The sequence below is a fragment of the Streptomyces sp. MK37H genome (assembly GCF_018035285.1).
GTDB lineage: Bacteria > Actinomycetota > Actinomycetes > Streptomycetales > Streptomycetaceae > Streptomyces > Streptomyces endocoffeicus.
The window spans coordinates 19,928-32,608 of record NZ_JAAAYH010000009.1 but is presented as its reverse complement, the minus strand read 5'-3'; the positions used below and the strand labels follow the sequence as shown (position 1 = coordinate 32,608).

The following is a 12,681-nucleotide window of genomic DNA, read 5'->3' as shown; positions in this document are numbered from 1 at the left end:
CGATCTCTTCGTCATCGTGCAGCACACCAAACGTTGACGTCTATCAACGGTCCATGCTTCTGATCTTTTAGGATCCCTATGTGGACTGGACGAGTGCACAGCTGCGTTCGCTGGTGGAACTGACCAGACGCGGCACCATCACCGCGGTCGCGGAGGCCCTGGGATACACCCCCGGCGGGGTATCGCAGCAGATCACCGCGCTGGAGAAGGCCACCGGCAGGCAACTGCTGCGGCGGGTGGGACGCCGGGTGGAACTCACCGACGCCGGGGCGACCCTGGCCCTGCACGCCGAGCGCATCCTCACCACGGAGGCCGAGGCCGTCGAAGCGCTGGAGCGCACCCGGAACGAGATCTCCGGAACGCTGCGGGTCGGACTCTTCGCCACGGCCGCCGCCGAGATCCTGCCACCCGCTCTGCGGCAGGTGCGCGAGACGCACCCCGGCGTGACCGTGCGCAGCCGGGACATGGACGTGGACGAGGTGTACGACGCGGTGGCCGGCGGAAGCGTGGACCTGGCGCTGGGGCTGGACTACCCGGACGTGCCCATCCCGCGAGATCCGTCCCTGCGGGTGCGGGAGCTGTCCCGGGAGCGCTTCTCGCTCGCGGTTCCCACCGGGACCATGGCCGGCCGGTCCGGTAAATCCGGGCGGTCTGGTCAGTCCGGCAGGTCCGGCCGGCAGAAGGTCTCGCTCGCCGACACCGGGGACCTGGGATGGATCCTGCCGTCAGCCGGCAGTTACTACGGCCGCGCCGTGCTCACCGCCTGCCGCCGCGCCGGTTTCGAACCGCAGGTGCTGCACGAAGTGACGGACACGGCCGCCACCCTGGCCCTGGTCGAGGCCGGTGTCGGGGTCAGCGTGGTGACGGATCTGATGCTCCGGCTGCGCCCGTCCTCCCTCGATGTCCTGGAGCTGCACGAGACGATGGAACGCCACATCGTGGTGGTGTGCCGCTCCTTCGCCGAGCACCGGCCGACGGTGGCCGCGCTGGTGGATGTCCTGCGCACCTCGGCGGGCCGGCGGCCACCCGGGGGCCGGCAGCAAAGCGGGAACACGCTCCTCACCCGCTGACGAGGCCACGAACGGGCCCAGGTTTTCTTGGTCTCAGGAGCGCAAGTTGCCGCGCTGCTGAGTCTTTCGGGCGCGGCAGACCCTGGGTGATGGTTTCAGGCCAGTGGTGACCCACACCACGTCGGTGGCCCGTCGTGCCGCCGTTTGTCTGCCATGGAGCCAGCCATGTCCCCAACCACACCCCCAAGCCCGGGCTTCCCGCCCTCCTGGGAAGAGGCCCCCCAGGGGATCTTCCGGCGCACACTCCCCTCCGAACAGCCCGCGGGCGAGCGCATGGTGCGCACCCTCGGGCTCACCCAGCTGACGATGATCGGCGTCGGCGCGATCATCGGGGCCGGCATCTTCAGCCTGGCAGCGGCCGTCGCCAGGGACGTCGCCGGTCCCGCCGTACTGATCTCGTTCCTGGTCGCCGGAGCCGCGTCGCTGTGCGCGGCCTTCGCGTATCCGGCTGGCTGATGTCGTTCCTGCAGTGGGAGACCTGGGTGCGGCTGGGGGCGTGGCTCGTTGCCGGGCTGGTCATCTACGGCGCCTACGGCTATCGGCGCACCCGCCAGGTGATGCCCGGAGGGTCCGTGGACCTCGACACCCTGGACGACCTGGCCGACACCGATGAGCCGGAGCAGCCGCACACCCTCGGGGCCTAGCCAGGGTCTGTCGTCAAAGGAGGCGCCGACCGCGGCGGGGCCGGATCGGGGGCCGGACTCCGGTACGCGGCCAGCAGATCGTCCGTCAGCCGACCGACCACCTCCGCCACTTGGGTGCGCAGATAGTGGTGGCCACCGGGAAAGCGGTGGACCCGGGCGTCGGCCGTCGTGCAGGCGCCCCACTCGTGCAGCGTCTCGGGGTCGACCATCGGGTCGTCGAGTCCGCCGAAGACGCTCAGCCGCGCGCGCAGCGGTGGCCATGCCTGGCGCGTATGGTGCAGCAGCGCCACCGCGTCCGCGAGGAACGGGGTGTAGACGGTCCGGGCGAGCGCGTCGTCGGCCGGTGCCTCCCAGCCCATGATCTCGGTGATGGCGGCGATCCCGGAGCCGAGGTTGCGCGCGATGTGGTCGTCGAGTCCGTCGCGGCCCGGTGGCGGAACGGCGGACAGCGCGAGCAGGTCCGGCTCGGTGCGCAAGGCCGACCGGAGCCGGTGGGTGGCTTCGAAGGCGAGCAGCGCTCCGAAGCTGTGGCCGAAGACGGCGTAGAAGCCGTCGGCGGGTGGCCGGTGCCGCAGGTCCGCGGCGATGGCTTCCGCGATGCCGGTGGCGGCCCAGCCGATGTCGGTGATCGACGGTTCCCCGGTGCGGGTGCCGCGGCCGGGCAGGTCGACGGCGACCAGGTCGAAGAGTTCGGAGAACGTGGCGACCCAGGGCAGGAAGAACTCCGATCCGGTGCCGGACGGCGGCACGCAGTAGAGCCGGATCCGCGCGGTCTGCCGGTCGGTGAGCCGATTGAGTTCCGGGGTGGGGAACGGTGCTTGCGGTGTCATGCGCCCCGCCTGACCCGCCCGAGCAGGCGCGGGGCGAGCTGCCGGACACCGGCCGCGGTGGCCAGTTCCATCGTCGGGACGACGCAGTCCAGCCTGCGTTGCAGTACGGAGCTCAGCTCGGCCGCCATCAGCGATTCCAGGCCGAGCTGGTCGAGCCGGGTGTCGGGGTCGATGCGCTCCGGAGAGGTGTGCAATACCGCGGCCAGCGCCGAGACCAGCACCTCGGTGACGACGGCCAGCGCCTCCGGCTCGTCCGCCAAGCGCACCAGCTCCGGTATGTTCCGGTCGGCGTCATGGGGATCGGCGTCCGGGTCGGGCAGGATCTCGGCGAAGCGCGGTGCGGCGACGGCGGGGAGGAGCTTCGCGGTCTGCGCCCAGTCCGTGTTCCCCACCATGACGACGTCCGCATCGGGATCGGTGATCAGCTCGCCGAGAACCCGGGTGGCGGTGGTGGAGTCGAGTTCCCCGAACCCGGCCTGCCGCATGGTGTCGACCATGCCGGCCCGGTCGGCGTAGCCGGTGTCGGAGATGGCGCACCACTGCACGGCCAGTCCGGGCAGCCCCGCGGCCCGGCGCTGCCGGATGATCGCCTCGCCCGCCAGGTTGCCCGCGGCGTAAGTGCTCTGCCGGAGGTTGCCCGCGAGCGCGGAGATGGAACTGTAGAAGACGAAGAAGTCGAGTGGCCGGTCGCGGGTGAGCCGGTCCAGGTGTGCCGTCCCGTCGAGTTTCGGGCTCACCACCGCGCGGGTCCGCTCGTCGTCGAGCTCCACCGCGGTGGCGTCGTCGAGGACGTCGTCGAGCACCATGGCGGCGTTGATGACTCCGCGCAGCGGATGGCCGGTGGCGTCGATCGCGGCCACCAGTTCCCGAGTGGCCGCGGGGTCGGTGATGTCGGTGGCGTAGGCGGTGGCCCGCGCCCCCTCGTCGGTGATGCGGGCGAGCACCGTACGGGCCTCCGGGTGGGCGGCGCCGCTGCGGGAGGCCAGCGCGAGGTGGCGTGCCCCGCGGCGGGCCAGCCAGAGGGCGGTGGCGGCGCCGAACCCGCCCAGACCGCCGGTGACGAGGTACGTCGCCTCCGGGTCCAGGACCACGGGCGGTCGTGGTACGCGTACGGGGACCGGTTCCGCGGGGTCGAGCGTGATGACGAGTTTGCCGATGTGGCGGGAGTCCCGCAGCAGCGCCATGGCGTCGGCGATCTGGTCCGCCGGGTAGGTGAGGTGCGGCAGGGGCCGGTACGTCCCGGACGCGACGCGCGCGGCCAGTTCGTCGATCATCTGTCCGGCCACCGGGCTGTCGCCCTGGAGCAGACTGGTGAGGTCGACTCCGAAGAAGGAGAGGTCATGGGAGAACGGCCGCAGGGCGAGCGCGTTGTCGGCGAGGATGTCGCGCTTCCCGAGTTCCACGAACCGGCCGTGCGGGCGCAGCAGTTCCATGCCGCGGCCCAGCGCCTCCCCGGCCACCGAGTTGAGGACGACGTCCACCCCGCGGCCCTCGGTGATGTCGAGGACCTCGTCGGCGAAGCCGAGGCTTCGCGAGTCCAGTACGTGTTCATAGCCGAGCAGGCGCAGCAGCTGGCGTTTGGCGGGGGTGCCGGCGGTGGCGATGACGGTGACGCCGACGTGTTCGGCGTAGCGCAGCGCGGCCAGTCCCACTCCGCCGGCGGCTCCGTGCACGAGGATCGTCTCGCCGTGGCGGAGCCGGGCCAGGTAGTCGAGACCGTAGTGCACGGTGGCGAAGACCGTCGGGATGGTGGCCGCCTCGGTGAACGGCATCTGCTCGGGGATGGGGATGGTGAGCCGGGCCGGGCAGCGCACATGCGAGGCGAGGCTTCCGGACTGGGCGACCAACACCCGATCGCCCACGGCCCGGTCGGTCACATCGGCGCCGACGTGGGTCACCACTCCGGCGCATTCGAGGCCCAGCAGCGGGGTTCCGGCCTCCGGTGTCTCGGCCATGGGCGGTACCAGTCCCCGGGAGACCATGATGTCGGCGTAGTTGAGCGCCGCCGCCCGCACCTCGATGACCACTTCTCCCGGTGCGGGTTCGGGCGCGGCCACCGCCGTCCAGGCCGGTCCGTCGTCTGCCACGGCCAGGGCGAAGGGGCGGACGGTGTGGGTGGCGGGGCGGCGCTCGGTGATCCGTGGTACGAAGCGTCCGCCCGCGGTGAGCACGGCCTCGTCCTCGTCGGTTCCGGCGAGCAGCTCCGCGCGGATGTCCGTCGCGGTCGCGCCGGGGGCCACCGCGATCCTGCGGATCCTCAGCAGGGGGTTCTCGCTGGTCAGGGTGCGTGCTTGGGCCCAGGCGGCGGCCGGGGCGGGGCGTTCGGGGACGGCGGTGTGCTCGCCGGGCGTCAGCACCCAGGCGCGTACCTCGCGGCTCTCGGGCAGCGCCTGGCAGGCGGTGACCATCGCCCTGAGGATTGCCGCCTGGCGGACGACCAGGCCGACGGGGCCATCCGTGTCCCCGGCGGTTTCGTCACCGAGCATGACCAGGATTCCGGTGCTCTGGTCGGTGTCGTTCAGTGCGGTGCCCCATCGCGCGGCGTTGTCGGGGGCGTCGATGCGGCGTACCGAGCGGCCCGGACCGCGCAGTCGTGCCACCACGGATTGGGCCAGGTCGTCGAGGCCGTCCGTGGCCACCAGGAAGTGGCCGGGCGCGGTGGCCGCGGGCTGCGGCACGGGCTGTTCGCGCATCCCCCGGTCGGCGAGGAGCACCGAGCAGATGGGCTCCTCGCCGAGCTGGGCCACATCGGTGAACCCGGCGGAGCGCAGCACTTCGGGCCACCGTTCGCGGGCGAGCAGCGTGTCCTCGCGCAGCTCCGTGTCGGTGAAGCCGGCCGCCGAGGGGAGCAGCCCGTAGCAGGGGGCGAAGAGGTCGTTGTCGTGGAATTCCACGGCGAGCAATCGGCCACCGCTGTCCAGGAGTTCGGTGACATGGCCGAGGGCCCGGCGCACATCGGTGGTGGCGTGCAGGACGTTGGCTGCGATGACCAGGTCGAAGGAGGCGGCGGCGAAGCCCTGTTCGGCGGGGTTCCGGTCCAGATCCAGCGTCCGGTAGTCGAGGAACCGGTGGCAGGCGAACCGGTGGCGGGCTCGCGGGAAGAACGCGCTGGAGATGTCCGTATATGTGTACGTGGTGCGGTCGGCGGGCAGCCGGGGCAGCAGCCAGGCGGTGGTGGACCCGGTGCCCGCGCCTACCTCCAGGACCCGCAGCGGCCGGTCCGTCGGCCAGGCGTCCACCAGCCCGGTGAGCAGCTCCCCGGCCATCCGGTTCAGGTAGTGGTGCACCACGGAGGTGGTGTAGTGCAGCTCGGCGAGGCGCTCGGTGTCCGAGAAGAGCAATTGCACCGGATCGACGTCCCCGGTGAGCACGCCGGCCAGTTGCGGGCCGCATCGCGCGTACAGGAGCAGTTCCGGGGCCATGGCGGGGAAGTCGCGCAGCAACTCGGTGAGGAGGCGGTCCGGTTCCGGGGTGCGGTCGGGCACGCCTTCTCGTTCGGCGAGTGCCCGCAGGTTCTCGTACAGCCTGCGGTCGGCCGGCCGCGCGCCCTTCGCCTCCAGTTCGGCGAGTGCGGCCGTCACGAAGTGGCCGGTCAGGTGTTTGATCCGGTGTACGAAGGCGGGGCTGTCGTGGCGTCGGGCTGCCTCGTTCAGCGCCGCCACTTCGGTGGCCCGCATGGCGGCGAGCGCGGTGGCCGTCGGCAGTCCGGGCGGGCCGGTGGTCCCGGGCAGCGGTGCGGCGCGGAGGGTGCTGACGATGCGGTCGATGCCGCTCGCCGCTCCCTTGTTGCGGCGTACGTGGACTCCGCGTAGTTCCATGGCGACGGTGCCGTCCGGATCGGCGACGGTGATGTCCACCACCGCCTCGCGCAGCGTCAGGCGGCGTGTCCGGATCAGTGCCACGCCTCGGTCGGCGGGGGTCCGCCAGAAGCGGACCCGTTCCAGTTCGGCGGGCAGGAACTGGTGGACCTGCCCGTTCTCGGCGTGGGGAAGCAGCGCCGCGATGGATTGCAGCGTGGCGTCGATCAGGGCTGGGTGGGCGTGGAACCCCTGCGCCCCGGAGGGGTTGGCGTAGTCGGCGAGCACCGTGTCGTCGGCCACGGTGAGCCGTTGGACGCCGCGGAACGCCTCCCCGTACGCCAGCTCGACCTGCCGCATCCGTGCATAGTGCCGTTCCCCGGAAATCTCGGTGCGGGCGGCTGTGCGGAGGGCCGCCAGATCCAGGGGCGCGGGAGGCCCACTGTGCAGGCGGCGCACCCGCGCCTTCGCGTGTTCCTGCCAGTCCTCGTCGCCCCGGCGGGAGGCCACGCGGAGTACTTCACCGGCGAGGCGGGTCTGCACGGTGGTGTCCATGCCGGGGTCGTCCCACGGCAGGACCAGCGCCTTGCCGATGTCGAGGCCGGTGACCTCCACGGCCCCCTCGTGGCGGGTCCGGCCTGCCGCGAGCGCCATCTCCAGGTACGCGGCACCCGGCATCACGACCGACCCGCTGACCCGGTGGTCGCCGATCCAGCCGTGCCGGGACGGTTCGACCGGGGTCTGCCAGGTGGGTTCCACGGTCGGCAACCGGTCGCCGAGCAGTTGGTGTCCCGACTCCTGTCCGCCGCCACCCGGTCCCGCCGTCCACCAATCCGGGGCGCCGTTGAGGTGGTGTTCGCGCTGCCATGGGTAGGCGGGCAGTGGCACCACCCGGCCGCGTACCGGGAACCAGGTGTCCCAGTCGACCTCGGCCCCGGCGGCGAGCACGGCAGCGCAGGCGGTTCGCACCGCGGTGGCGCCTGCCGCCTCGCGGGACAGGGTGCCGACGGTGGTCACCGGCCGGTCCGCGGCGGCGCACTGCCTGCGCAGATAGCCCAGCAGCACCGGATGGGGGCCGATCTCCACGATGGTGCCGCAGCCGTGTTCGTCCGCCAGCGTGGTGATGGCGGGGCCGAACAGCACCGGCTCCCGGATGTTGCGCCACCAGTATCCGGCGCCCAGCTCGGTGCCCGGCAGTGTCCCGCCGGTGACGGTGGAGACGAACGCCGCGGTCCCGGCTCGTGGCGCAAGCCCGGTCAGCGATGTGTGGAGCCGGTCCCGGATCGGCTCCATCGAGCGGCTGTGGAAGGCGTAATCCAGGTTCAGCTCTCGGAAGAAGACACCGCGGCGGAGCAACTCGTCGCCGAGCGCGGAGAGTTCTTCGGCGGGTCCGGAGAGGGTCACATCGGTGGGGCTGTTCACTCCGGCCAGCTCCAGGCCCCGGCCTTCGATCAGCGTGGCGGCCTCGTCGGCGGGGAGCCCCACCGCCGCCATCCGGCCGCCACCGGCGGTGTCCGCCTGCGCGAGGCCGCGTTCGGCGATGACGCGGCAGGCCGTCGCCAGGTCCAGCGCCCCGCAGGCGTATGCCGCGGCCACTTCGCCCACCGAATGTCCCGCCACCGCGGCGGGCCGGATGCCACGCTCCCGCAGCAGCGCGGTCAGCCCGATCTGCACCGCGAACAGCAGCGGCTGGGCGATCTCGGTCCGGTGCAGTTCCGGCTGCGCGGACCTCAGTTCCGCCAGCACCGACCAGCCCAGATGTCCGGCCAGTGCGGTGTCCGCCTCGGTTACGGCGTCGCGGAACGCCGGTGCGGCGTCGAGGAGTTCGGCGCCCATGCCCGCCCACTGGGCGCCGTTGCCGGAGTACACGAACGCCACCGGCCCCGGGGTCGCGCCGATTGAGGCTGCCCCGCCCCCGGGGGTGCCCTCGGCGATCGTCTCCAGCAGTGCGGCGGCCTGTTCGGCGCTGTCCGCTACGACGGCGGCCCGTTCGCGGTGGTGTCCGCGCCGCAGGCAGCTGGTGTGGGCGATGTCGTAGAACGAGTCGGTGGCATCCCGGAGCCGGGCCGCGGTGCGGGCGACGGCCTCGGCGAGCGCCTCCGGGGTGGCCGCCGAGACCACCACCGGCAGGGACGTCACCTCCGGCGGCGCGGTCGCGCAGGGTACGGGCGGCGGGCCGAGGACGGCGTGGGCGTTGGCCCCGCCGAAGCCGAACGAGTTGATCGCCAGTGCCCCCGGGGCCAGGGGCCGCGGCGCGGTCACCGGCTCCAGGCCCAGCCCGGAGAAGTCGATGGCGGGGTTGAGCGGTTCGGCGTGCAGCGACGCCGGAATCACCCCGTGGCGCAGCATCAGCACGCATTTGAGCAGACCGGCCATGCCCGCCCCGGACTCCAGATGGCCGAGGTTCGACTTCACCGAGCCGATGGGCAGCGGAGTGCCCCGGTCCGCGCCGAGCGCATCGCCCAGCGCCCGGCATTCGATCGGGTCGCCCGCCTGCGTACCGGTGCCGTGCGCCTCCACATAGGACACGTCCTCGGGTCGCACCCCGGCGCGGCGGTGCACCTGGCGCATCAGCCGCTCCTGGGCCTCCGCGCTGGGCAGCGACAGTCCGGGGGTGCGCCCGTCCGCGCCCACTCCGGTGCCGAGGACCACGGCGTGCACGGTGTCCCCGTCCGCCTTGGCGTCGGCGAGGCGTTTGAGCACCACCACCGCGCCGCCCTCGGCGCGCACGTAGCCGTCGGCGTCCGCGGAGAAGGAGCGGCAACGGCCGCTGCGGGAGAGCATGGACGCCTTGGAGAACCCGATGAAATCCCCCGGGCTCAGCAGCAGGTTGATCCCGCACGCGAGCGCCACTCCGCCGTCCCCGGCGCGCAGTTGGGCACATGCCTGGTGCAGGGCGACCAGGGAGGAGGAACAGGCGGTGTCCACCGCCATGGACGGCCCCCGCAGATCGAACAGGTGCGAGATCCGGTTGGCGGTGTTGCACAGCGCCGCCCCCGCCATCGTGTACGCCGTGATCGCCTCCGGGCGGGCGTACTGGAGCTGGCCGTAATTGGCGTTGCTCACCCCCACATGGACCCCGGAGTCCGACCCCGCGAGGGTCCCCGGATCGATACCGGCGTCGTCGAGGGCCTCCCTGGCCAACTCCAGCAGCAGCCGCTGCTGCGGGTCCATCCGGCTCGCCTCGCGGGGCGACAGCCCGAAGAACGCGGCGTCGAATCCGGTGATGTCCGCCAGGAATCCGCCCGCGTTCGTGTACGCCTTTCCGGGGCGTCGTGGATCGGGGTCCACGAACCGGCGTGCGTCGAACCGGTCCGCGGGTATCTCACCGACCAGATCGCGGCCGGCCTCGAGCGCGGCCCACAGCCCCTCGGGCGCCGTGATGCCACCGGGCAGTCGGCAGCTGAGCCCGACGATGGCGATGTCGCCGGGCTGCTCTTCGCGGGAGAACGGGGCGGTCGGTGTGGAGATCATTCGATGTGCCATCAATCCTGACCTTACCAACGAGATCAACGAGAGTTCCTGGTCAATGGCTTGTGACGGGGAACTCTTCCCTGGCTTCTCGCGGTCGCGTCGCGGGCCGTTCCGGCGCCAGTCGAAGATCGCGACGGCCTCGATCGCGGGCGCCTCGGGACACCTACCGCTGGTCGCCGAGGCCGGGGGAGGGACTCATCCCGGCCGGCCGGGGTTCTGCGGCACCACACACCGGTCGTCCGCGGCCGGGGCCCCCTTCGGCCAGGCCAGGGCCTCGAAGCTCAGCTTGCTGCGCATCGGGTCGAGCCGGACGATGGCCAGCGCCTTGTTGTACGGGTTGCCGGCGTTCGTCAGACAGATCCAGCCGCCCGCTCCCTGGACCCGGAACGCGGAGTTCAGATTCTCGTAGTCCTCCTTGATCCGCTCCTTCGACGGGACGGGCGTCCGAGTGGTGGCCGCCGCCTTCGTCAGGGCCTTCGCGGCGGTCAGGATCACATCGTGGGTCTCGATGGCCCGTCCGTCGTCGAACCGCACCGTGCCCAGCTTTCCCGCATGGGCCCTGGCCGCGGCGCGCAACTGCGCCATGGCCCGCTGCGGTTCGACCAGATGGCGCGGCAGGTCTCCGGGGGCCGCCCCCCGCTTGCCCGCGCGCTTCTTCCAGCGCCCGACCTCCACATCCCAGGCGTCGGGGTGTGCCGGTGCCGCGTACAGGACGTTGATGGTGGGGGTGCCGGCGCCCGGGTCGCCCCGCAGCAGGGCGCGTTCCGTGTCGTCGAGGCGTTCGTCGAGGGTGGTCGCGTCGGAGCCGGAGATGACCGTGTACGACTTCTTCCGGGCGCAGTAGGTGCGGGCCAGCTTCTTCACGAACAGCTCCAGATGGAACGCCCGGCCCGCGAAGTAGACGACGCGCGCCTTGGATTCGCAGAGATTCATGGCGAAGGTCTCGAACTCGTTCGGGGTGACCCCCGCGACCTCCGGCCCCTCCGAGGTGAACGTCATGTCCTGGGCCCCGGCGCCGCCGCCCCGGGCCTCGGTGAACGCGTCCCGCAGCGACTTGTCGTAGCTGTCGCCCGGCCGGGTGTCGGCCACCAGTGCCGTCTGCGCGCGGGCCAGCCCCGGATCGTGGCGCAGCAGCGCGGCGGCCTGGTCCTTGCTGGTGGACACTACCCGGGCCAGGCCCGGATAGCGGTAGGGGCCCGGACCGTCGGCGTTGGCGAAGGACTGGGAGGTGACCAGCCCGGCCACGACGGGGATCTTCAGCTGGTTGGTCAGATGGCTCATGGCCTCCTGGGTGGAGTCCAGGCTCAGGTTGAAACCCACGACCATCCGCAGCTCGGGCTCCTGGTCGACCAGCCGGTCCACCGTGTACCGCCACGCCCGGTAGTCCCGGCCCGGGTTGGCCGGGACCAGCCGGATGGGCGGGGCCGCGTCCGAGCCGTTCGCCTGGAGCTGTCCCAGATAGGCGCCCTGCACCTCGCTGAGGATCTGCCGGCGCACCGCCGGGTTGTCCGACTCCATCGGAATCATCAGCGCCACGGTCGCATGCGCCGTGTGCGCGATCCGCTCGTTCTCCGCCTCGATTCCGGCGAAGACCTCGCGCATGCCCCGCAGACCGGGCATGAAGACACCGGTCCCGTCCGAGACGCCGACACAGTCCGCGCCCCGCATCAGCAACCGCTCGCCACAGCCGTCCGCACGATCCCACGGGGCCCAGTTCAGCAGCCCGGCGAGCACCGCGGACACCACCGCCACGGTGCCGGCGGACAACATCGCCGGGCCCCATCGGCCCGCCCCGAGCGCGGGAAGCGGAGCCGGTGGCGGGGAGGCGAGGCGCACCTGGAGCACCCGGCTCGGCAGCGGTACGTCCTGACTGCGCCGCCACCGCTCCACCGCCTCGTCCCGGGCACGGAACCGGTCGGGCACCGCGGCGGCGATCTCCTCGGCCGCCACGGGGGGTTGTCCGCCCCGTGGCGGAGGCGCGGCGCCTGGGGCGGAGGTGGCGATGACGACGGGATGGACCCGCAGCCCGCGCGCCCCGTCGTCATAGGCGTCCAGCAGCCGATCCCTGATCTGCCGCCGCGCGGCGGACCGGTCGACGTCCGGCAGCAGGATGACCGGGCGCCGCGCCCGGTTGAGGCGGCGGAAGAATCCGTAATGCGCGTCGATGTCCGCGAGCAGCGCCTCGACGAGCAGCAACTGCTTGTCCGCCACGGGTTTCCGCTGCCGGCCGCGCAGCTCCCGGAAGACCTCCAGCTGGGTGACGACCCGGCCCCGGAACCACTTCCTGCGGTACCAGCGCACCGTACGGCGGTGGGGCAATCGGCACACGTCGGCCACCTTCACCACCACCCCGACCAGACCGCCCAGCTGCTGGGCCATCTGCTCGTCCCGGGCCAGCGCCTCGGCCCGCTCCTTCATCTCCTGCAGGGTGTAGCGGCGTTCCTCGGCGATCGCCTGCTTGACCATCCGTGCGATCTTGGTGTTCTGCTTGGCCGGCATCTGGCCGTCGTCCGGCCGCCACACGTACAGCGCCGCGAAGGCCGCCGCGAAGCGGGGGAAGGCGATGGGCAGCCGGTAGGCCGGGCGGCCGTCGTATCCGCAGCCCTGGGCGATGGCCAGCAGCTCGGTGACGACCTGCTGCTCCGGTGTCTCCTCCGCCGGCAGCTCATCCGGACAGTTGACCGGCAGAACGCCGCGGTGCCGCTCGTGGAAGAGGCGGGGCCAGCCGCGGACGGCCGCCTCCTCACCTTCGAGCTGAAGGACCAGCGCCCCGCTCGAACGGTGGAACCCCAACCGCCCGAAGCGCAGCCGGTCCCTGATCGTCAGCTGCGCCAGGGCCGCGTCCAATGCCTGTTCCATGTCTGCC

Annotated in this window: 5 protein-coding genes and 1 pseudogene; 3 read left to right on the top strand and 3 right to left on the bottom strand. The window is 72.2% G+C overall.

Annotated features, from left to right (window positions below; genetic code table 11):
- Positions 1-80 precede the first annotated feature (80 nt).
- From GWI24_RS02975 to GWI24_RS02965, 3 genes and pseudogenes are all read left to right on the top strand, one after another.
- A complete protein-coding gene (locus GWI24_RS02975) occupies positions 81-1,070 on the top strand; it encodes a LysR family transcriptional regulator (RefSeq protein WP_210944318.1) in 990 nt (329 codons plus the stop codon).
- A 273-nt stretch (positions 1,071-1,343) separates the two neighbouring features.
- Positions 1,344-1,514 (top strand): annotated as a pseudogene (locus tag GWI24_RS46750) (amino acid permease); the annotation flags it as partial.
- 11 nt (positions 1,515-1,525) lie between these two features.
- Positions 1,526-1,714, top strand: a complete 189-nt coding sequence (locus GWI24_RS02965; RefSeq protein ID WP_247615793.1) for an amino acid permease C-terminal domain-containing protein — start codon at positions 1,526-1,528, stop codon at positions 1,712-1,714.
- Here GWI24_RS02965 and GWI24_RS02960 read toward each other — a convergent pair.
- The 3 genes from GWI24_RS02960 to GWI24_RS02950 all read right to left on the bottom strand — a co-directional run bounded on the left by GWI24_RS02960 (position 1,711) and on the right by GWI24_RS02950 (position 12,674).
- The gene (locus GWI24_RS02960) at positions 1,711-2,544 is read right to left on the bottom strand and encodes a thioesterase II family protein (protein ID WP_210944317.1); all 834 of its coding nucleotides are present in this window, start codon (positions 2,542-2,544) and stop codon (positions 1,711-1,713) included. The genes GWI24_RS02965 and GWI24_RS02960 overlap by 4 nt on opposite strands.
- A complete protein-coding gene (locus tag GWI24_RS02955) occupies positions 2,541-9,815 on the bottom strand; it encodes a type I polyketide synthase (RefSeq protein ID WP_210944316.1) in 7,275 nt (2,424 codons plus the stop codon). Before GWI24_RS02955 ends, GWI24_RS02960 begins: the two co-directional genes overlap by 4 nt.
- A gap of 195 nt (positions 9,816-10,010) precedes the next feature.
- Positions 10,011-12,674 (bottom strand): hypothetical protein, encoded by a 2,664-nt coding sequence (locus GWI24_RS02950; protein ID WP_210944315.1) that lies wholly within the window; start codon positions 12,672-12,674, stop codon positions 10,011-10,013.
- Positions 12,675-12,681 lie beyond the last annotated feature (7 nt).

Coding starts and splice junctions, on each gene's coding strand:
- GWI24_RS02960 (WP_210944317.1), bottom strand. CDS start 2,544: ATGACACCGCAAGCACCGTTCCCCACCCCGGAACTCAATCGGCTCACC.
- GWI24_RS02955 (WP_210944316.1), bottom strand. CDS start 9,815: ATGATCTCCACACCGACCGCCCCGTTCTCCCGCGAAGAGCAGCCCGGC.
- GWI24_RS02950 (WP_210944315.1), bottom strand. CDS start 12,674: ATGGAACAGGCATTGGACGCGGCCCTGGCGCAGCTGACGATCAGGGAC.
- GWI24_RS02965 (WP_247615793.1), top strand. CDS start 1,526: ATGTCGTTCCTGCAGTGGGAGACCTGGGTGCGGCTGGGGGCGTGGCTC.